The organism is Chryseobacterium gregarium DSM 19109, assembly GCF_000430845.1.
Classification (GTDB): Bacteria; Bacteroidota; Bacteroidia; order Flavobacteriales; family Weeksellaceae; genus Chryseobacterium; species Chryseobacterium gregarium.
Map to the genome: position 1 here is coordinate 167,878 of NZ_AUMU01000007.1, position 22,881 is coordinate 190,758.

The 22,881-nt window shown below is 37.3% G+C and carries 18 protein-coding genes and 1 pseudogene; 18 read left to right on the plus strand and 1 reads right to left on the minus strand.

Features of this window, described 5'->3' with window-relative positions; genetic code table 11:
* Nucleotides 1-88 precede the first annotated feature (88 nt).
* The 17 genes and pseudogenes from H561_RS0109195 to H561_RS0109305 all read left to right on the plus strand — a co-directional run bounded on the left by H561_RS0109195 (nucleotide 89) and on the right by H561_RS0109305 (nucleotide 20,780).
* Nucleotides 89-601: a hypothetical protein gene (locus H561_RS0109195; protein ID WP_027386723.1), complete on the plus strand. Its 513-nt coding sequence runs from the start codon at nucleotides 89-91 to the stop codon at nucleotides 599-601.
* A gap of 877 nt (nucleotides 602-1,478) precedes the next feature.
* Entirely contained in the window at nucleotides 1,479-1,619 is a 141-nt protein-coding gene (locus H561_RS23920) for a hypothetical protein (protein ID WP_155845769.1), read from the plus strand.
* A gap of 308 nt (nucleotides 1,620-1,927) precedes the next feature.
* A complete protein-coding gene (locus H561_RS23295) occupies nucleotides 1,928-2,203 on the plus strand; it encodes a hypothetical protein (RefSeq protein WP_051349348.1) in 276 nt (91 codons plus the stop codon).
* 1,552 nt (nucleotides 2,204-3,755) lie between these two features.
* The gene (locus tag H561_RS0109230) at nucleotides 3,756-5,366 is read left to right on the plus strand and encodes a T9SS type A sorting domain-containing protein (RefSeq protein WP_027386728.1); all 1,611 of its coding nucleotides are present in this window, start codon (nucleotides 3,756-3,758) and stop codon (nucleotides 5,364-5,366) included.
* The gene (locus tag H561_RS0109235; RefSeq protein ID WP_027386729.1) at nucleotides 5,363-8,764 is read left to right on the plus strand and encodes a hypothetical protein; all 3,402 of its coding nucleotides are present in this window, start codon (nucleotides 5,363-5,365) and stop codon (nucleotides 8,762-8,764) included. Before H561_RS0109230 ends, H561_RS0109235 begins: the two co-directional genes overlap by 4 nt.
* Nucleotides 8,765-8,770: 6 nt before the next feature.
* Nucleotides 8,771-12,376, plus strand: coding sequence for a DUF6443 domain-containing protein (locus H561_RS22330; protein ID WP_051349349.1), 3,606 nt, complete (start codon nucleotides 8,771-8,773; stop codon nucleotides 12,374-12,376).
* 95 nt (nucleotides 12,377-12,471) lie between these two features.
* Entirely contained in the window at nucleotides 12,472-12,912 is a 441-nt protein-coding gene (locus H561_RS0109245; protein ID WP_162143026.1) for a hypothetical protein, read from the plus strand.
* Between the two features lie 53 nt (nucleotides 12,913-12,965).
* A complete protein-coding gene (locus tag H561_RS0109250; protein ID WP_262486235.1) occupies nucleotides 12,966-13,889 on the plus strand; it encodes an RHS repeat-associated core domain-containing protein in 924 nt (307 codons plus the stop codon).
* Entirely contained in the window at nucleotides 13,886-14,308 is a 423-nt protein-coding gene (locus tag H561_RS0109255) for a hypothetical protein (RefSeq protein ID WP_027386732.1), read from the plus strand. The genes H561_RS0109250 and H561_RS0109255 overlap by 4 nt, the downstream gene beginning before the upstream one ends.
* Nucleotides 14,309-14,402: 94 nt before the next feature.
* A complete protein-coding gene (locus tag H561_RS0109260) occupies nucleotides 14,403-15,341 on the plus strand; it encodes an RHS repeat-associated core domain-containing protein (RefSeq protein ID WP_262486236.1) in 939 nt (312 codons plus the stop codon).
* Complete coding sequence (locus H561_RS0109265) at nucleotides 15,334-15,897, plus strand: hypothetical protein (RefSeq protein ID WP_027386734.1); 564 nt, start codon at nucleotides 15,334-15,336, stop codon at nucleotides 15,895-15,897. Before H561_RS0109260 ends, H561_RS0109265 begins: the two co-directional genes overlap by 8 nt.
* A gap of 176 nt (nucleotides 15,898-16,073) precedes the next feature.
* A pseudogene (locus H561_RS24490) lies at nucleotides 16,074-16,748 on the plus strand (RHS repeat-associated core domain-containing protein); the annotation flags it as partial.
* Nucleotides 16,749-17,401: 653 nt separating this feature from the next.
* Nucleotides 17,402-17,815 carry a hypothetical protein gene (locus tag H561_RS0109280; protein ID WP_027386737.1) on the plus strand — a complete coding sequence of 138 codons (414 nt, stop codon included), beginning with the start codon at nucleotides 17,402-17,404 and terminating at the stop codon, nucleotides 17,813-17,815.
* A 36-nt stretch (nucleotides 17,816-17,851) separates the two neighbouring features.
* Nucleotides 17,852-18,766 (plus strand): RHS repeat-associated core domain-containing protein, encoded by a 915-nt coding sequence (locus H561_RS0109285; protein WP_228372247.1) that lies wholly within the window; start codon nucleotides 17,852-17,854, stop codon nucleotides 18,764-18,766.
* A 4-nt stretch (nucleotides 18,767-18,770) separates the two neighbouring features.
* A complete protein-coding gene (locus tag H561_RS0109290; protein WP_155845770.1) occupies nucleotides 18,771-19,358 on the plus strand; it encodes a hypothetical protein in 588 nt (195 codons plus the stop codon).
* 220 nt (nucleotides 19,359-19,578) lie between these two features.
* On the plus strand, nucleotides 19,579-20,199 hold the full coding sequence (locus tag H561_RS0109295; protein ID WP_155845771.1) for a hypothetical protein: 621 nt from the start codon (nucleotides 19,579-19,581) through the stop codon (nucleotides 20,197-20,199).
* A 152-nt stretch (nucleotides 20,200-20,351) separates the two neighbouring features.
* Nucleotides 20,352-20,780 (plus strand): hypothetical protein, encoded by a 429-nt coding sequence (locus H561_RS0109305; RefSeq protein ID WP_027386741.1) that lies wholly within the window; start codon nucleotides 20,352-20,354, stop codon nucleotides 20,778-20,780.
* A gap of 609 nt (nucleotides 20,781-21,389) precedes the next feature.
* Here the strand turns inward: H561_RS0109305 and H561_RS0109315 are convergent.
* Nucleotides 21,390-21,944 (minus strand): hypothetical protein, encoded by a 555-nt coding sequence (locus H561_RS0109315; protein WP_027386742.1) that lies wholly within the window; start codon nucleotides 21,942-21,944, stop codon nucleotides 21,390-21,392.
* A gap of 179 nt (nucleotides 21,945-22,123) precedes the next feature.
* Here H561_RS0109315 and H561_RS0109320 point away from each other — a divergent pair, with 179 nt between their 5' ends.
* Nucleotides 22,124-22,540, plus strand: coding sequence for a helix-turn-helix domain-containing protein (locus H561_RS0109320; RefSeq protein ID WP_027386743.1), 417 nt, complete (start codon nucleotides 22,124-22,126; stop codon nucleotides 22,538-22,540).
* Nucleotides 22,541-22,881: the final 341 nt, after the last annotated feature.

A 22,881-nucleotide genomic window follows, 5' to 3' on the forward strand; every position in this document is an offset into this window, starting at 1 on the left:
GCTCCATCACGATCTTTAGATAGACATTTGTGATACACTCTGTTATCATTCAGAAACGTATTCTGTCTGTCCGGAAAAATCATTAATTATGAATACTATAAAAAAATTTTACTTATTACTATTGGCAAGCTCAAGAAATGCAAAGATTTTGGGAGGTGCCGGTGCTGCCGGCACATTATGGATAGGAACCAATTATTATCAGCAGCGGCAGGCACTGGCCTATCCCGAAACCGTTGATCCAAACGGCAGGCGCGGCGCTATGCTGGCCACAAGACATTTTGAACGCGGTCAGGTAGGCTATGGCGTACATCCGTCGATACGATTGATCCATCTGCTCTTCCGCAACATCGGAGAGCAGGAAATCGGCAAGCTGTTCCATTCTCCTGAAGCACAGGCCATCATGAGAAAATTAAGAACCCATGAAAATCACGAAGAGCTCAGTGCCGAGGAAGTCAAATACTGGATAAGCCAGCAAAAGAAAGGAAAAACTTTTCCTGATAATATAATGATCCGGTTTGGAGCTCTTATGCCGGCGGGTGCCCGCGCGCGTATACAGGAAGGCAGTGCTGTAATACGGTCCCTGCTCCCAGAAAGTGAATAACTGATTATACCAGCAGTTACACCTCAAAAAACGTATATAATCAGCCGAGGCAAGAAAAATGCCTTCATCAAATGATTCATACAGAATAACAACACCGACCGCGAGTAAAAAACGACCTCAAACTTTTAGCGTTAAGCAAATTGAAAAGAATAGGCCACAGAGAAACCATTTATGGTTCGGCGAAACCAATAAAAAAATTAAGCAATAATGAGCCAAAAGTTTTATGTCCGAAGCGCGGCGGCAATAGTGATCAACAGACCTACAGTGAATTCGCGCAAACCTAACGGAGTGGTTCGACGACCAACGGGAGTCAATTTTAAACTTTTCAGCATTCGCTCAATTTGTAGCGTTTACAAATCTCGAAGAGATTCGCCGATACACAAATAAAATATAAAATACTGAGGCAAAGTTTTAAGTCTTGATCTTTTGGTCCTTTTGCATCAGGGCAAACCCGCAAAGGTTCGCTGATTCATAAAAAAATTAGACATAACAGAAGCAAAAGAACAAATAAAAATAAAAACCCCTTTCCCAAAAGTTTGGTGACCCGGGAAAGAATAAGTTTAATGAAATCCCAAAACAATGAAAAATGCGTTTATAAAATAATGATGCATACAGAAATAGCAACACCGACCAGAAGTAAAAAACGACCTCAAACTTTTAGCGTTAAGCAAATTGAAAGCAGGGGCCACCAAAAAAAGTTTTATGTCCGAAGCGCGGCGGTAATAGTAATCAACAGACCTACAGTGAATCCGCGCAAGTTTAAACTTTTCAGCATTGGCTCAATTTGTAGCCTTTAAAAGTTTTAAGTCTTGATCTTTTGGTTCTTTTACATCAAGGTAAACCCGAAAGGGTTCGCTGATTCATAAAAAAAATAGACATGACAGAAGCAAAAGAACAAATAAAAAAATCTCAAAGTCCTGTGACCATGGGGAATTGTTTTGATTCTTTGCATCAAGGTAAAACGGCTCTTACAATAGAAAATTTACTATTTGATAAATCTTCAAACAAACAGGTTTAAAATTATCAATTCATCAAAAATCAAAATCGATATTTCCGGATCGGAATAACCTGCCGTAAACACCCGATTTTCCGGACATTCTTCGACCCTTCTTCGACTGTTCTTCGGAAAAACCCCCTGTTTTCCGAAGCCGACCCGAAGAAGACCCGAAGCGGACCCGAAGAAATGCCGGATATGACCGGTCACAGGCTGCCAAAACCTGCCAAAACCTGCCAAAACCGGACACAAGCTGCCAAAACGTGTTCAGGCCATGGCCAATTCAAAAACCGGTGATACCTTTGTGCCAGTAACCCCAAAAAAGCAACCCCATGGCACCAATCGCAAAAGGGATCCCGGCAGATTTTCAGGAAAAGCAGGAACGGCAGCAGGCACCAAACGGCACGGACAGGACCTCATCCGGAGCATGCCCAGGGGCCGCCGGGCTGCGGGGAAGCGTTGCTCCGGCAGGTGACGTCCGGACGGGGGACCGGATTTCCCCGGCCGCTGAAGAGCATCACCGCAGCCCGCAGCCCGGAAAGGGGATCAGTCCTGCGTGGCAGGACCCTCCCGGCAACGGAAAAAGCGAATGCAGCCTGCTGCCATAAAGCTTCAGCCATGTCTGGGATATCGCAGCACCTGCGGGCAGGACGGGCTTAACGGCAGACCGTACGCTGCCGGATGAGGATGACGGCAAAAGGTCCAGGACTGGTCCGGGGTACTCCAACAATGCCGGACAGGCACCGGGTTCCCACAGCGCGTATCCCGGTGACCTGACCCTGATTTCATATAAATACTGATTTAGTCTGATCTCCATCCGCAAGGATGGGGATTTTTTGTGCGGTTCCCGGATCAGGTACGGTCGGGTTAAAGGCTTTTAGGGTTCTTAAACGCAGCATTGTGCCGGATTTCAGCCCTTTTGGATTCCTAATGACAGATGAGTAGGATTGAACAGGATTGGCCGCAATACCATGGCTTTGCAGCATCCGGTGATGAGGATTCTCTTGGCAGAATCATAAGGCGGCTGCCTGGGCAAACCTGAACCGGTTTTCATTTCCTGTCCACACAGGAACTCTATTCTGTCATTGATTTTCAGGTACACGCTCTTTAAGAAGTACGGTTTTCACGCTTAAATTCTCAAAATTTATAACCGTTTTAATGCGGATCAGGAACCAGGGATATGATATTGGGGTCCTTATCACCGGATTTGTGTAAAATGATTCCCAAAATGATTTTTTCAGCCCATGGTAGCCAGTCCGTTTTTTAATCGACATCCCATTGGCTGGAATTAATATAAATTCAAAAATTTATTGAAAATATTGTGAATTTAAAAACGAATCAATCTTGTTTTTGTATTGCTGATGCTTTTTTCTTTTTCACCGGCCTTCAAAAGCCGGGACCGGCTGTTAATGCTGTAAAAGGTCCTCTTGTTTCTCCTATGGAATAACCGGTCTGACCTGGGGCAGATACATTAAAATCTTTCGGGCGGTTAATGAATGTACACTCCTGAAATAGGGTCCGATCTGACAGAGCGGTCAAAGAATACCGGATCAGGATGAATGTCATGAGTGCGGGCATAAGGGCACACTTTGATCATACAGGCCGGGAGGGGCTTTAACTGCCTCCGCCATCTTTTCCATTTTGCCGGGTACAGGATCAATATACCGCGGAATTTTTTTACATTAAAATACCTTTGCCCAATGTGACCGCTTTTGGCAGGTTTTGACCGGGAATACTGCCCCTTTTTTCCGAAGAACTATCGAACAATGACCGAAGAAACTGACATGGAATATCAATATAGCAATCAGCCCGAATATGATATCTTGCCACTAAAAAGCAATTTTATATTGTTTTTATTTAAATAATTTATTGTTTTATTACTTTATAATCTTATCTTTGATTCTGCTTGATTATCTTTAAGGCAGCCTGGAATTATTTTATGTTGTATAAAACCAGAATATAACACGACAGGTTCTGTCGCATTGCTGTCATACCGTTGCTTCATAAGATCATTAAGGAATATAAGCAGAGATACTGTTAACAGGCAAATTGACAGTATTCACATTAAATATATATTTAGACCTTTCAATCGTGAATTAAAAAGAATACTTTTGCAGCGTTTTATAAATTAATAACACAATTACTTAAATTATACTAAGCATGAAAAAACTCTACATGAGTGCATTAACCGTGTTTACGGTACTTGGCATTTCAGCCCAGGAAATTATATGGCAGAAGGACCTAAAATCCTCTACCCAGAATTTCCTTTCGCAGGTGACCACCACCATTGACCAGCACTATTTAATTACCGGAAGCTCCATCCAGAGCAGTAAACTGCAGGCTAATAGCCAACAACAGAATAATGGTTTCGATTTTCATTTGATAAAATTAAACCCACAGGGCGAAGAAGTATGGGAAAAATATTTTTCCGGAAAGAACCATGATTTCCTGTCCGCCACCGTGAATACCCAGGAGGGAGGTTTTCTTCTGGCAGGAACCTCGTACTCATCAAAAGGCCTGGATAAAAAGGAAGATTCGAAAGGAGGATCTGACCTCTGGCTGATACGGATCAATGAATTCGGGGATGAATTATGGCAGAAAACCATCGGCGGCGCTTCCGATGAAGAAGCGAGAGCCGTGATCCAGACGACGGATTTCGGGTTCTTTGTGGCCGGGAATGTTGCCTTCGGCTCCGCTCAGGCAACGGGAAAAGGGTACGGCTCCAAAGATGTCCTGATTATAAGGCTGGATAAAAACGGAAAAGAATTATCCCAGCTCATCTTAGGCGGAAAAGGCCTCGATGAAGTGGAAAAGATGGTTCCGACCAAAGACGGCGGCGCCTTACTGGGCGTGTATTCCCGAAGCAGTGCCGGCGGATCAAAGAAAACCGAGAACTATGGAGAGGGAGACTATTGGATCATTAAGCTTAATAAAGACGGGAAAGTGGAATGGGAAAAGAACTTCGGCGGCAACGGCGATGACCATCCAAGGACTCTGGCCTTGACTTCATCAGGATACTTAATCGGCGGGGAATCAAGGTCGGAACGATCAGGCAATAAAACGGTTGGAATTGAAGAAGGAACCGATCTGTGGCTGGTTTCACTTGATGAAAGGGGCGACGAGATCTGGCAGAAGTCGTACAGCTTCAAGAACCGGGATGTGCTGATGGGGATGAGTGTGGTGGCAAAGAGCCAGGATACAAGAGACAAGAATCAAGAACCAAGAGACAAGAGCCAAGATGTGAGTACCGGGATTTTAATAGGTGGATATACTCAGGCGGAAGGAAGGATTGAGAATGATGATGAGAAATTCTGGATGCTTTATTTAGATCAAAACGGAAATGAGCAGTGGCGGAAACACGTTAAAGGCGAGTCAAGTAAACGTGAGGAGAGATTGTCAGATATTAAGCTGAACAGGGACGGTTCGATTATTTTAGCCGGAACCAGTGCAGAGGAACTCGGGAAAGAGAACTGGAAGATCGTGAAGCTTGGGGACCGGCAGATTGACCAATTGATCGAGAAACAGGACATTAAGATCTATCCGAACCCGGTGATTGATTACGCGTATGTGGAAATCGGGTTTGAGTTCAAGGAGGCTGATATTAACTTATATGATATGGGCGGAAGGCAGCTGCAAAGTCTGAAGACGAAAAACAAAGTGACGAAGATCAATACCCAGGCACTGGTTCAGGGAGCTTATCTGGTTACGATTAAAACAGATACCAACAAAACCGCGAGCGCTAAACTGATTAAAAAAATAGATAATCAATGAAAAAAATAAATTTGCTATTCATAAGTATAATAGCCACATTCTTACAAATCAATGCCCAGGGTCTAAACTATATACAGAATATTGTTCCTCAGACTCCCGAATCAAACGCTATTTTAAAATCTTTTGAAACTCCGGTATCGCTTTATACCGGAAGCCCCGATATTTCGGTTCCCGTTTACAGCATTAAGGAGGGAGATATTAACTTCGATATAAAGTTATCTTATAACAGTACAGGAATTACAGTCGGAGAAAGAGCATCCTGGGTTGGTTTAGGATGGAACTTATCCGTTCCTACACTGGTCAGAAACGTAAGACAAGTTCCTGATGATTTTTCATATGGTTTTTTCTATGAAACTAAATATACCGTTAACAACGTTTATAATATAAAAAAAGTATTAACCCCTAATACTCCTGTGAATAACAGTTGTACACAATGCTATGAAATTGATAACTTATACCGATCTAATTTGCTGGATTTAGAATCTGATGATTACCGGATAACACTTCCTGATGGAAAAAGTATTTCATTTATGGTCAATCAGGAAAGAGATGCTGAACATCCTATTGGTCATATTGTGCAGTTTCCTGATTCCGATTATAAAATTGAATACATTACATCTAATGGAAATTGGGAAATTATTAACCCTCAGGGATATAAGTATCTTTACATAAAAGGAAATGTCATTAACTATTCTTATACGTATAGTATAGGCGGAAACTCTTTAGGAACCTTACCTGAAAAAAAGGATCAGCCTTACACCAGCACATGGGTATTGTCAAAAATAACAAGTCCAAGCAACCATATTTTAAATTTTGGATATGATCCGGTTATATATGAAGATTGTGATTTGATCAATCAAACTAAAACCGTTGATCTCTTTTCTGAACATCCTGATCCTAATGATTCAAGAAATACAGTGTATACAAATTACTCAAAAACAAGAGGGACTAATTTATTTATCAGTCGGATTTGGGGAGATTTTGGCGAAGCCATTTTCAATAAAGATTCTCGGTTAGATTTTACAACTTACGGCAGGAAATTAAATAATGTTGAAATCAAGAATAAAACCAATGTAATAAGCAAAGTTAGTTTTGATTATGATTATATGATCAGCCCATCTCCCGCATATCCATCTTATACATGTAACCGATTTGAAAATGACAATGATATATCTAAACGGTTGATATTAAAGAAAATCAATATTTATGCAAATACCGATAAACCTTCTTCCTATCAATTTAATTATGATGATACATCTCTACCAAACCGTTTGTCTTATGCCAGAGACTTATGGGGATATTATAATGGAGAAATCGGTAATACCGGACTTACTCCAAGTATTGATGTAGTAGTTACAGAACCAAATAAAAGGAATGTAGATCCTTCGTCTGCAAAAGCAGGAATCTTAAAAGAAATCATTTATCCTACAGGAGGAAAAACCAAATTTTTATTTGAAAGTAACAGAGGGATTTATTACGGTGATGCAACTGGAACAGAGCAGCAGATGCATAATAACATTCCTACTAAAAATAAATATGTGTACTTCTCTACTCATGAAGATGACACGCAGCAATTGAATAAAACTTATGTAATGCCATTTCCTGTCAATTCCAATGATTTTGCAGTGTCCACACAAATGATCCCCATGAGATTTACCACAACTACGACAAATTGTATCTATCCTGAAAATTCTTTGCCATATATAAACAGTTGTTCTATTTATTATTCGGTATTGGACAATGACAATAATGTTGTGTTAGGCAGATCGCTGCTTCAAAATGGTTTTTCAATGACCCATTCATTCGCGAAAAATCAACTGATAAATGGGTTAAAAGTAAAAATGGAAGTATATTCCGGCAGAATCAGACCGCAATCACAATATTTTAATTATCTACAGGATGAGGCGGCTATTGAAGTTGCATATACTATACTGGACTCTACTTTAGTTACAAATACAGGTGTCGGCCTTGAAGTCCCTTTTGGTGGCTTAAGAATTAAGAGGATTGAAAACACTGAAAATATGCAAGCTCCAATTATTAAGGAATATGATTATAAATTCAATGGTATTGAAACAGGCTTGTCCTCAATTCAATTGGATTTCCTGCAAAGAGTACCCGAAAAATCATTTGTAACTTCACAAAGCAGGTTTCCTATGCAGACTGGAAATGGTTCTTTAATAGCATATACCAATGCAAAAGAGTATAGAATAAACCCTATTACAAATGAAAGAAATAATATTTCACATATATTCTTAAATAATTATTCAGTAGGTAGCTATATAGGGGCGTGTATTTTCAATCAAGGATTGGGCGGGGCATTGATATCAGCTTCAGTACCCTGTTTTGAAGATCCCCGTAACGGGAAACCTCTTTTTACTGATTATTCCGGAAAAAAAGCGGAATCATTAGAATATGAAGATATTTATTTAACCGGTAAAAATTTGAGTTGGGTTTATGGAATGGATTATGACAGGGTTATAAGAAATTCGGATTTCATCTATTTAGGAGCGGGGGTAACTACCCCTACCTTCTTGGGGGCTGATTTTTTTTACTATAAATTCAAAAACTTTGATGATCCCGATTATTCTAAAGAAACAAAGGACTATTTGAACGGAAAAGAATTAATCACTAAAACTGAATATAAAAGCCTGCATCCCAGCCATCACCAGATGACGAAAGAAAAGGTGGAGCTTCCGGATGGCACAGTAACCGAAACCAACTACGGCTACGCCCACGAGAAGAGCAACCAGCTGATGATCGACCGGAACATGATCGGCATTCCTTTGGAAACCACTACTACCCAGACCAAAGAAGGCGTGACCAAAACCTTAGGAAAGACCGAAACCCTTTACCCTACCTCGGTTCCCACGCCTCAGGCCGGTAATTTGGTTTTGCCGTTATCTGTAAAATCAGCAGACCAGCTAACGGGGGTGATGTCCACAGAGGTGTCTTATGACAAGTATGACGAAAAAGGTAATATTCTTCAGTACACGACCAGGGACGGCATTCCGGTAACGATAGTATGGGGCTATAACAAGACCCAGCCCATTGCCAAGATTGAAGGGATCACCTATGACCAGCTGACTTCTCTGGCTTCCCCGACAGCCATTGTCACGGCTTCCGATAATGATGCGGCAGACCCTTCCAAAGAAGGTTTGCTTCTGGAAGCATTGAACAGCTTCAGGAAAAACAGCCAGCTGACGGATAAGAAAGTCACGACCTATACCTACGACCCGCTGATCGGGGTAACCTCGATCACCCCGCCATCCGGGATCCGCCAGGTTTTTGCCTACGATACCGCGAACAGGCTCAAGGAAACCAAAGTGAGAAGCAAGAACAGTGCGGGAGCCTACACCGATAAAAAGGCTGCCGAATACAAATACAACTACAAGCCATAATTAACCATGAGAACCGATATACTAACCAAAACACTTCCGGTCCTGGCCATCGCGCTGTCATCGATGTCCTATGCCCAGACCAATACGGAGAACTATGTGCAGTCCAGAACCTGCCTTAATGATGACTGTACGAAAGTCTCTGAAGCCATCACCTATTTTGACGGCCTGGGAAGGGCCAAACAGATCGTCAGCGTCAAATCCACCCCTGCCGGGAAAGACCTGGTCACCCCGGTAACCTATGACGGCTTCGGGAGGAAGATAAAGGATATCCTTCCGGTCCCTGCCGATACCCAGAACTCAATGATCCATACCGGGATCGTAAATGAAAGCACTGCCAATACCTATTACGGGGTAAGCAATGCCTATTCTGAGAAAGAGGTGGAGAACTCACCGCTGGACAGGGTATTGCAGCAGGCTGCTCCGGGCGAGCCCTGGAAGATGAGCTCCGGGAAAACCATAAAGTTTGGCTATGATGCCAACCTAGGAAACGAGGTAAAGAAATTCAGGGCGGTTACCACTCCCAGTACCGTTAACAACGTATCCACCGGTATTTCCGTACTGTCAATTTCTACAGAGAATTCAGGGTATTATCCGGCTGCCACACTGTATAAGAACACCGTAACCGATGAAGACGGGAACCCGATCACGGAGTTTAAGAGCGGACAGGGACAGACCCTGCTGGTCAGAAGGAATGACGGCGGCCAGAATGTGGATACCTATTATGTCTACAACGACTATAATCAGCTGGCCTATGTGCTTTCCCCCAAAGCCGTGCAGCAGATCAGTCAGGCCAATAACCAGGTAACGGAAGCTGTCCTCAATGAGCTGTGTTACCAGTACCGCTATGACGGAAGGAGCCGTTTGGTAGAGAAAAAGCTTCCGGGCAAGGACTGGGAATGGATGGTCTATGATAAACAGGACCGCCTGGTACTGAGCCAGGACGGGATCTTAAGAACCGCTGTCAACACCTTTAACACCAGGGGCTGGCTGTTCACCAAGTATGACGGTTACAACCGGACCGTTCTTACCGGCTTCTACCCCAATACCGAATCACGCACGGCGGCGCAGGACTATTTAAACAGCCTGCCTGCCACTACCCTGAATAACGAAGACCGTGTCCCGAATCCTGTAGTGATCAGTGGCATGAATATATATTACAGGAACCTGGCGTATCCTTCCACGGGGACGATCCTGCTCGGGATTAACTATTATGACACCTATCCGCCGGAAGCCCCGGCCATCCCGGCAACGGTCCTTGGACAATATACTATGGGCCAGGCAACCAATGCAGAGAACGATGCCTCTACCAACAGCCTTCCGACCGCTTCCTATGTAAGGAACATCGAGGATAACAAGTGGACCAAAAACTACCCCTATTACGACACGATGGGAAGGGCGGTTTTCACCCATTCCATCAACCACCTGGGAGGGTATACTAAAACGGAATCCCTGCTGGATTTTGCGGGAGCCCCTCAAAAGGCCAATACCTATCACATGAGGAAGACAGGCGAAGTCGGGGTAACCGTACAGGAACGTTTTGTGTATGACAGCCAGAACCGGCTGAAACAGCACTTCCACCAAGTAGACGCCAATCCCGAAGAGCTGCTGACAGAAAACACCTACAATGAACTTTCCCAACTGAGCAACAAGAAGGTAGGAAATAATCTACAGAGCATTGATTATGCCTACAATATCCGGGGCTGGCTCACCGATATCAATAAAGCCGAGATGACGGTATCCAATCTGAACGGGAAGCTCTTTGCCTATACGATAAAATATACCGGGAAAGATGGGATCACCAATCCTGATTCTGTTTTATTTTCAGGAAAAAATGTAGCGGCAAAATACAACGGGAATATTGCGGAAGTGGACTGGCGTGCGGTAGAGACTTTGGGTCAGAATCCTTCATTAACCCCAAAAAGGTACGGCTATGCCTATGACCCGCTGAACCGGCTCCGCGCAGGCTATTACCAGAACCCAAACAACCCAAACAGCAAGGAAAACACAGAATCCATCGACTATGACGTGAACGGGAACATCACCAACCTGTTCAGAACCTCCGTGGTAGAATCGGGAACAACAGCAACAATGATTGATAAGCTGGAATATGTTTATGCATCAGGAAACAAGAGCAATAAGTTGACGAACATTAATGATTATGCTTACAACCCGACAGGCTATGAAGGTGGCGGGCAGGAAATAAAATATGACCTTAACGGCAACATGACCTTAATGCCGGACAAAGGAATCAGTAAGATTGCCTACAACTTTCTGAACCTTCCCGATCAATTGAATTACGCCAAAGGAATTGAAACGGTTACCGTTAACACCAAATACGGATCGGACGGCAGCAAACTGCAAAAACAAAACACGACCACCGTGAATGGTTCCATCGTTAAAAAGACAACGGATTACCTGGATGGCTTCCAGTACCTGAAAACGGACAATATCGGGATCATCGGGATGAGCGCTGAAACGATGGCTAACCTGGAAACCTCAAGAGCCCTGGAAATGCAGGCATTTTCTGTGGAGCCTATGGCGGCAGCCGCCACCTTGACATCCAAGACCCGTGACCTTCAGTTTTTTCCTACAGAAGAAGGGTTTTACGATTACCTAAAAGATCAGTATATTTACCAGTATAAGGATCACTTAGGAAACGTACGGGTGAGCTTTGGAAGAAACAGCGCAGGCGCTCTTGAAATCACAGACAGCAATGATTATTATCCTTTCGGGATGAACCACCTGAAGACCGGGTTTTCTTTTTTCAGCCCAGCTTCGGCTTATAAGAATTACAAGTACAACGGCAAGGAACTGCAGGAAACAGGAATGTATGATTATGGAGCAAGATTCTATATGCCGGATATTGGAAGATGGGGTGTTGTGGATGAACTTGCTGAGAAGATGAGAAGATGGAGTCCTTATAATTATGCGTTCAATAATCCTATTCGTTTTATTGATCCGGATGGAAGAAGTCCCCTTACAGATTATTATAATTTAAAAGGTCAGCTTACCAAACATGTTGAAGATGGGAAACTTGATAAAAAAGTAGTTTTAACTACTAGTAAAAAGGAAGCTGATACAGATGCCGCAATTAGCGCAGGTCATGTTATTAATCAGGTATCTAATGATCAATTAAAACAAATTGACGATATATATACTTTTGGTAAAACAGATAAAACAGGAACTGAAAAAGGATTTTTGTTTGGACAGAATGGGAAATCATCAAAAACAGTAATGGGAGAAAAAGCAGGAGAAGTAGGATCTAAAGAATGGGCAGATGCTAAGAAGGATTTGAGAGAAAAAGGTGATAAAACAGCTTCTGATGCACATTTACATCCTTTACATTATGATAACGATGGAAATGTAACCAGTTATGGGGTGCCTTCTCCGTCAGATACAGACAAAGATCCTAAAAATATGTCCAATAATACACAGCCATCTATGGTTTTAGGATGGACTGAAAATCAAGGATCATTACCTTCTGGTCAAATAGGAGGAACTCCCTCTCCCAATACATATACTCCTACAGTAGGATTTTATAATACGGGTGGTTCTATTATTAAAATAGATTATTCGTCATTTAAAAAAGCAATGGAAAAAATAAACAAATAATTATGAAATATTCAATCTTTTTTTTATTGATTTTATTAATCAGTTCTTGTACTTCATATGTAGATATACCCAAAAACAGTATAAGTAATAATAGTATGATATTTGAGTATGGTAACAATGAAAATAAATTTAAGTATATAAATAAAGTAAATGCTTCTGCAGATCATGAAATATATTATACAACCAATTTTTCAATAATTTTACCCAAGGGTATAATAAATTGGACAAAGAGCGATAATAATTTTTTCTTTGAATATGATGATAAACAAATCATCTACATATATTCTGCTTATAAAAATGAAGAAGAATCTGATGATTGGAAGTTATTAGAAATTGAACCTAATGATATTGGAAACTATTTGAATAATTACTGGGAGAAAAGAGGATATAAAGAAGAATATTTATTGAAAGAGAATGTTGGGAGAATATCAAAAATTTATACAAATGGAAAATACAAAATATTACTTTATAATATAAAAGTTGAAAAGGTTCCTATATTTACTCAAAGTGCAAAAACATTTAATGCAAACTTTTAAATATCAATAGGCTGTCTCAAATTTAGATAGCCTATTGCTTGGAGTTGCTAATTTTGTTAGGATACAATTCTTATACTCCGTTTGGAATGAACCATCTGAAGACCGGGTTTTCTTTTTTCAGCCCGGCTTCGGCTTATAAGAATTATAAGTACAATGGAAAAGAATTGCAGGAAACGGGAATGTATGATTATGGTGCAAGAATGTATATGAGTGATATCGGAAGATGGGGCGTAATAGATCCGCTGGCGGAAAAGATGACAAGACATAGTCCTTATACTTATGCATTTAATAATCCATTGAGATTTATTGATCCTGATGGTATGGAAAATCAGGATGTGATTATTACAGGAGAGTATAAAAGTCAAGTATTGGCTGAGTTACAGTCTTCTGTAGAAGGGCAGTTAACTTTAAAAATGGATGAAGCGGGAAAAGTGACGGCTGAAGCTGTTAAAGGAGTAAAACTAACAGAAGCGTCATCTACTTTTTTAAAAGCTACGGAGGACGTTTGTAATATTGTTGTTTTAAAATCAGATGGTGATTATAGGCTTGATAATGACACTTTTTACCAAGGAGGTGCTTATGGAGGAAATAAGATGGCAGGAAATGGGAAAATGATAGGTGTTAATGTTGTAAATCCAATGGTAAATAAAAAATTAGATGAAATTTTAGGTTTACCTGGGGGAGTAGGCACTTTACATGAGGCACTTGAAGATTATATGGGAATCCTTAATAGTCCTGGAAGTCCGGCGGCAAGTTCCCCAGAAAATAATGCAAAGGGATATACAACAGCGCATAAAAAAGCAAAAGAATTGGATCCAAGGTTTAAAGATCCCGGATCAGATTATACGGGTAAACAAATTAGAGAAAAAAGGAGTGATGACAATGGTAGAAGGTATTCTACAGAAGAATATATTTATACTAATAGCAAAACTAAAGTAAAAACATCTTTAGGTCGTTTTAAAACTTATTTACAATGAGAAAATTATTAATAATATTTTTAAGTTTTTTTATATATTTTTTTCTTAGCAGCTCTTTTCAGTTACAAGAAAATGAAATTACTTTGGTTGCAAAAGTTGAAAAAATTGATTGCACAGAGAATAGTTTTATAGTATATTTTAAAAATAAAACAGGAAAAGGGGTATTCTCTATGCCTAAAATCTGTAGTTATAAAAATAATGTTTATAAATACAAATTACAGGCGGGCAAAATTTATTCTTTTAAATTAAAAAAATCGCTTTCAGTTTATATGCCAGAGCATCAGCCAAAAGAAAGTATACATACAGAGTTAGTTGATGGAAAAATAATTTGGACAAGCAAGATGAATAGAGTTTTTTATGAAGATTGTTTAAATATTTGTGGTCTTTATATAGACAACGAAGTAAAGGTTAATAAGTAGTATTAACTTGATAAGTAACAAAAATTAAAATAAAATTACTACAAGAGCATATTATTGTGCTCTTGTTTATTTTTAGGAAAAAGTCCTCGAAATAATAAATGCTAACGATTATTATCCTTTCGGGATGAACCATCTGAAGAATGGAAATACTCTATTTGGAGCAGGAACTTATAAAAATTACAAGTACAACGGCAAAGAGCTACAGGAGACCGGAATGTATAATTACGGCGCAAGGTTCTATATGCCGGATATCGGACGTTGGGGTCTTGTGGATCCGCTGGCGGAAACTTCTCGTCGTTGGTCACCATATAATTATGCCTTTAATAATCCTTTGAGATTTATTGATCCTGATGGAAGAGAGGCAAAAGATATTTTCAAATGGGATAATTTAGGAAAGTTAACAAAAGTTGCAGATTCAAATACGGATATAATCTATACAGAGAATCAATTTGAAACCGATGGTAAAACTTTAAAAGCAGATGCAAAAGGTGTTGAAGTTGGACAAAAAGGTTATGTTGAAGCAAATAAACAGGAGATTACTTTATCTGAAACATTTACAGATCGTCAAGGAAAAAGCTCAAATACTTTAACAACATTAAGCTTTCAAAACAATCAGGAAAAAGCAACAGAAGTTGCAGAATATATGTATAATAATGGAACAAATGAGTTTTCAAATTCAACATATACATCCAATAAAGGAGGATTTTCAGTTGTGTCAACTTTGGGATTACCTTCAAAAACAATTGTTGATCCGAAACAATATATGCAGAATTTTAATATTAATGGTGATTCTTTTTATCCTAGTATATTAACTAATCATGATCATAATCATCCAAGTAATCATCTCCCTAGCGGGTATATGCTGAACGTAAAAAATAATATGCTTATTCCAAGAAAGTCAGATGTGGAAGGAGCTAGGGGAAATGCTGATTATCATAACACTGTAGATCCTGACTTTAAAAATGTTAAATTTAGAACCTATTTGAAGGGAAAATATATGAATTATAATTCTAAAAGTGCCTATTATGACTAAAAAAATTCTTTTTACTTTTTTTTGTATATTATACATAACTGCTTATTCTCAGAATATTGTAAAAAAAAAGGGAATGTTGAATCCTTTCATAAATGCTTTTTATGAAAATGTTTTAGAAAAAGATGTTAATCTTAAAAATAATTTCCTGACAATAATATATATAGAAGATGAATTAAAAAATAAAAATATTGATTTAGATCTTAGAACAGGTGACATAAATTTAGATCTAAATAAGAATGATTCTTTTAAAAGAGCTATTATCAAGTATGGAAATGTTAAAATTTTACTTGTAGGCAAAAATATTAATGATATTAATTTTTTAATGACATCAATTAAAAAATCAGCTAAAGTATATACAAATAAAAATCCTGATATAAATAATGTAAGTTTTTTTGATGAAGAATATGTATGGAGTTTATTATTTGATAATAAGAATGAATTAATAAACTTCTATCTTCCAGAAGAGAAAGACAGTGCATATAAAATATTTAATAATATAAAAAGTAAAGTTAAAATAGGAAAAGATTTCAAGGATATTGGATATAATAATTGGTAAATTCATTAAGATTAGCAATCAGTTAGATAGAAAATAAATCCCCCAGCTGGTGCGAGCGTCTCGCTCGTTCCTTTGAAGATAAAAAACCCTCGCAATTTGCGAGGGTTTTTGCTTTAAATTATAATTAGAAATTGAATTGCGGTAGAGAATAGGAAACGGTTACTGTTAACACCAAATACGGATCGGACGGCAGCAAACTGCAGAAACAAAACACGACCACCGTGGACGGTTCCATCGTTAAAAAGACGACTGATTACCTGGATGGCTTCCAGTACCTGAAAACCGAAAATATCGGGATCATCGGGATGAGCGCTGAAAGGATGGCTAACCTGGAAACCTCACGAGCCCTTGAAATGCAGGCATTTTCTGTGGAGCCTATGGCTACTACAGCGACATTGGCATCGAAGACCCGTGACCTTCAGTTTTTTCCTACAGAAGAATGGTTTACGATTACCTAAAAGATCAGTATATTTACCAGTATAAGGACCACTTAGATAGACAAGTAAAAGAGAAGCTTTTACGAAGGATACGAACGAAGTTCAGTACGGGTAAGCTTTAGCAGAAGCAGCGCAGGCGCTCTTGAAATCACAGACAGCAATGATTATTATCCATTCGGGATGAACCATCTGAAAACAGGGTTTTCTTTCTTCAGCCCGGCTTCGGCTTATAAGAATTACAAGTACAACGGCAAGGAATTGCAGGAGACGGGAATGTATGATTATGGGGCCAGGATGTATATGAGTGATATAGGTAGATGGGGAGTTGTGGATCCGCTGGCGGAGAAACATAGAAGACATAGCCCTTACAATTACGCAGTTAACAATCCAATAATGTTTATTGACCCAGATGGTAGAGATATTAGGTTTGGTGATAATATTTATTCATATGAAAAAAATCGAGATTACAGTAAAATTAAAAATGAATTTGATAGAAACACTTACAAAGCGTTAGATTATTTATATTCTACTGGTGCTCTCAATGTTACTATTGGTGAAGGTAAGAATGCTAAAACTGTGAGCATTATGGACGAAATGATTAATGATAAAAAAAATACTTTTATAATTAATGAACAGATAGAAAATGGCAAGAAAAACGAATTCGACCCTAATAGTAAATCCGTAAAATTCAACACATCAGAAGGTATAAGATTTAGGAAGGACGGTACAAAATCGACATTGGAAGAAGGAAATATTGGTTATAACAGCCCTTCTTCTAGACTTGGTCATGAAATGATTCATGGATATAACCTTTTTTCAAATCCAAAAAAGTATGGAGAAAGGAATCGTAATAAATATGATAATAATACTGATAAGTCGATAATAACACCAGATAATCGAAATTTAGGATTTCCAGATCAAGAAGAAGAGTATACAACAACAAATTTGGGGAATCAGATGAATGTGAAACTTGGAGAAGATAAAAGAACTAATTATGGAATAATACCTTATACAGTAGAAAGTGTGACTTCAACAAAAATTAAACCACCTGCAACTCCAAAATAATTATGAAAATTAAATATTTATTACTAATGTTATTGATTGTTGCTACATCGTGCAGTAATCAAGGAACTACATTATTTTATTATAATGGTACGACTAATAATGGCAAATATGTCTTAGGTTCTGATTTGAAATTTTTCTTTTTAGAGAATAATAATATAGCGAGAACTCTTATTGAAAGTAAAAGGATTAATGAAGAGATTTCAAAAATTAAAAAGGAAATATATACAAAAAATAATATTATTATTCCTGATGATAGCTATTATGTATTTGCATTTATTACCAAGAAAGATACATTGTTTGCAGATAACAGATTAGAATTTTGGAGATATAAAGATAAAGGTATTTCATATAAGTTGAAGGATTCTTCAAAAAACATCATACTGAAGCATTATAAATTGAATCCTAACCAACAATGATACATTCCCTTCGCTCGTTCTTTTAAGATAAAAGAAATCGCTTTTTGGCAAGGTCACTATAATTATCAGTACAACTGGAAGGAACTCCAAACGGAAAGCGGGATGTATGATTACGGTTGGAGGAATTATATGCCGTATATAGGGCGTTGGACGAGAATAGATCCATTAGGTGAAAAGGGTCATAATTTTTCTCCCTACAATTATGCTATAAATAATCCTATTAGATTTATTGATCCTGATGGTTTATGGATAAATATTACGGATGGAGATAATCAATACCGTTATTCCAATGGTCAAACACAGCATCAAGTAGATGGGAAATGGGTGGCAATTGATAAAAATGTTCATTTATCTGATAATGTTATAGGAATTGTCGCAGGTTTATCTGCACTAGAAAATGGTGGAGATACGGGAAAAGAATTAGTTTCTTACTTTGATAATGCAGATCATGACGTAAGTCTCATGTACGAAAAAAACAGTTTTGAGGCTGGAGTAGAAAAGTCTGACCCTATAAAATTGGATCCAACAATGTCAAGAAAATTACCACAAACAAATGGATTACAGGAATCTCCATTCTTTGTAAATCTCGGACATGAATTAGCACATAAAATGGATCCTTCTAAATATACATTATTCGGGAGCTGGGCTGATCCAACAATAAGCGCAGGCGAAATCTATGCAAGTCATGTAGAAAATAAGATCAGAGCAGAAAATGGATTGCCATTAAGGGTTTCTTATGCTGTCAATTTGAAGAATAAAGTTGCTAATGGAGTCGATCCTAGAACTATACTTATTGACAGTACCGGAAATAGTGTATATTATAATAATTACGGAAAAAATATACGTTTTGATATGAAATCAAGTGATCCATTAAATGCATACTTGGATTGTATAGGATGTGGAAAGCCCCTAAACAATAGATTTAATTATTATAATAATGCCAAAAAATAACGAAATGAGAACCTTTTTTATATGTGCTATATTACTTGTTTCAAATTCTTGTAATGCTCAAAACAATCGAAATTTAAAAACGAATATTGTTCCATTTTTTAAAATTAACAATCAAGATATTTATAAATGTCGTAAAGAAAGTGAAGACCTTATAAAGGGAAAAACTGAAGAATGGATCACTAAAAATATTTATGATCAGTGTATTGCTCATTATGAATATCTTAAATTTTATGAAAATAATACTTTAAAAATATTAGAAAAGACTTCCTATGAAAAAGACTTTTTAATTATCAATTATATTAGTGATAATTCATATATACCTTATAGAACAAAAACTATTTTAAAGATTGATAACAATTATTATGGTATTAGGCATTACACCGATGATAATTTAATTGATAAAGATGAAGAATTTGAAGTCAGTAAATCTGATATTGATAATATACAAAAGATTGATGAATATTTAAAAACAGGTAAATCGAAATATGTTGATGATAAAAATACCGGATTGATTGGAAATAATTCACATTGGCATACGATAGAACAAAATGATGGTAAAATCAAAATGATTGAACTTTTTAGAATTAAATGATCTGTAGTTATAAGTGGATAATCCTATTCACGAATTCGAAAGCTGTTGAAGGTGTAAGATTTACAAACGGTTTTGATTGATTGTACTGGAAATAGTCTTTACTATAATCAATTTGGAAAAGCTTTAGATAATATACCTATAGATGATAGATCAAATGCTGCAAGGTCAGTATATGGCACGGCAGATTCACCAATTTTAAAAAGAAGATATAATTATTATAATGTTAAACAGACAAAAAAGAAATAACTATTTTGTAATTTTTATTACTTTTCTATGTATGCAATCATGTTATGCCCAAAATCAACAGATTAAAAAGTTCTTTGATAATAAAAAGAAAAATGCATATCAGGATTGTATTAATGACTCGGAAGTTAATAAGATTAAAAATATAGGTGAAAATAAGGAAATTATAGAATTAATGATTAATGGATGTAAAGATCGGGGCATTATCTTTGACAATTTCATAGATGGTACTGTCAGTTTACAAAAATCATTGCTTAATGAAGATGATTTTATTATTTATAATTGGAAAAAATACGACATCCATATTTCTGCTCCTACTGTTACGTTGCTTCAAACAGAAAAAACTAATGTAGTAGAATTTACCTACTATGACGAAGTCAATAATAGCGATAACATCATTTTGGAGAGAAAATTATATGAAGAAAAAGAAGGGAAATTTAAAAATGAACTACTGTATATTCAAGCTAAGTTAAATGGTGAAAAAATAGATGATAGTTTAGCCCGTTACTCACGTAATGATTATTATATCATTAGAAGGATTAAAGGAAAATATATTTTTTATACTTTAATTAATAATAGATTGGAACAGTTTCAATAAAATTTCCTTGCAAGCAAACGTTATATTATTTATCTGATGAACTCTGATGACAATAACAAAGCAGAATTACGAGATAGTGGCACCCAGATTAGTCCTGCTCAAAGAACACAAGTAATTAAACTGGTTGAAGATCAACAAAAAAAACCTAAGTAATGAAAATATATATAGTGACAGCAATACTTTTGATTTTCTTTTTAACGAGTTGTTCGAATGTAAAATCTGTTTATGAGGGAAAGTTAGAAATTGATAAAAATGATAGCTCTTCAAAGCTTTTAATAAAACAGCTTAAATTAGGAGAAGAAGAATCAATTATTTATTTTATGGGAACTTTTGATAATAATGACGTTAAAGTTATTGTCGATGAGAAAATCATACTTGATAGTAAAATGAAAACCATTGAACAGTTAGGGGTTGCGGGTTCATGTGTAATACAAAACAATGCAGACATTACCATCATTATTGATACTAAAAAAATTATTTTAGATGCTAATCATGTGAAACTTTATAAGTTCATTTATGTTAAAAAGGAGAATATGAAATATATTGTAACATATACTAACAAAGCATATTCTTTCAGATAGAAACTGGATTAAAGTCCAGATATATTTTGTATTGGGATTAAAAATAATTTTTAAAAACGCCTAACCTCACGGATTTGTAACCTGTAAACACCACCACTGCAATTTGTGGTGGTGTTTCATTATTTCACTTAATCATATGATTATTAAAAACTGATATTCAGCATTTCCCAACCGCAGAAGGGTTTTACGATTACCTAAAAGATCAGTATATTTACCAGTACAAGGACCATTTAGATGTAAAAGATATGAACAATGGAATAATCTTTTACAAGCTGATCCAGTTTATTTTCCAAGAATTCATTGGTGAGAAATGAAAATGGAGATTTCTTAGGTGTTTTCATAGCGGATCGTTCTTAGGTTCAAAACCACTTTCATCGTATATAAAGACAGCCCAATACATAAGCAAACCAAGGTAAACCAGACCGTCATATCCGTATGCTTATCCATTTCAGGATCGCTGTCAGATCCATGTCTTCAAAACAAAACCAGGAGTTTTCATGCTTACAAGCTATTTATCTTTGCTAAAGCGGGTGTTCTTTTTCATATTAATAATTTTTCTTAGTAAATTTGACAAAGAGCAACAGATATTCTATCCCGGAAAAGAATATATTATCCGGGGTTACCCGGTACTTTATTCTTGATCTTTTTCACCCCTCTTTCACTCATGACCTGCGCGGCATCCAGCATTTTTACCAGGTAAATGTATGGAGTGACCAGGTCATAATTAAATTCTTCCTTATAAGGCGAGAGCGACACATGAACAATCTCATTCAGGAAAAAATCATATTCTTCCGGCGTTTTGCATTCAAATGCTTTTGCAAATACCAGAAACGGATTTTCATATTCTTCTTTCGTCAGGGAAGCCTGGCTCATGACCTGCCATTCTTCGGGAGCTTTCTTTACTTTCCATTTTTTTGCTTTGAAGGTCAGCAGATAACCGGCCCTTATAAATGACCTGGCGGCAGTATGGAAATCAAAAACGTCTCCCGGACGGTCTTTTTTACAGACCTCAGCTTTGTAGACATACAGCATCATCTCACTGAGTGTGTTTTTATAGTCGTCTACCGTACAATAGGTAAAGAAAACACTGATCAGTTCAAAAGGGTCTTCTATTTCGCAGGCCGCCCAGAAACTGGTTTCCATCGGTATTTTTATCTTTTTCATAAGGATAGGATTTAAAATGTAAGGACTAAATTCCGGCCTTATGCCTGAATACGCTATACTTTCAGGGAATAAAATATCTTAGTGAAGGGATATTAAAGGATAATTTTTTAACTTTACCATTCATTCAGACGAATTAACAGGAATGGCTTATCTTTAAGCCTTTAAAATTTTGATAACCTATGGAACAGAAAATACATCAGGGAAGAAACGTGAAACGCTTCAGGGAAATGCTCGGCATCAAGCAGGAGGCTTTGGCCTTTGACCTTGGTGAAGAATGGAACCAAAAGAAAATTTCTTTGCTGGAGCAGAAAGATATTGTAGAAGATGATCTGTTGCAAGCCATTTCTAAGACTTTGAAAATTCCTGTTGAAGCTTTTAAGAACTTTGATGAAGAGGCTGCTATTAATGTAATATCAAATACATTTACAAGTAATGATGAATCAACATTGAATGCCATTAATCCTCATTGTAGTTTTAATCCAATTGATAAAGTTGTACAGTTATACGATGAGAAAATTGCCTTATATGAAAGAATGCTGAAAGAAAAGGATGAAATGATGGATAGGCTTGAGAAGCTTATTAACAATAAAACATAAGTAATTCGGGATAATTACTTTTCATTGATACGGCTTAACTATAATGGTTGAGCCGTATTTGTTTTCACTGTTGTATCAATGACTGAAGTAAATAATTATTTCAAAGGGAAAAAAGAAAGTCCATTGCTAATCTGTAAGATTCCTTGTTCTCTGATACTCTTTTCTTGTAATCGATAATTTTTCATTTTTTTAATTTTTGAATTAGAAATGATATCACAGAATTGAGATCATACAGCACAAACAAACCTAGCTTTCAATTTGAATTTATAATTGTTCCTGTAAATTTTTGTATTCTTATAAGTGGTGGGAAAAGGTCTTCCTTTTCTAAAGATGGGTGGGAG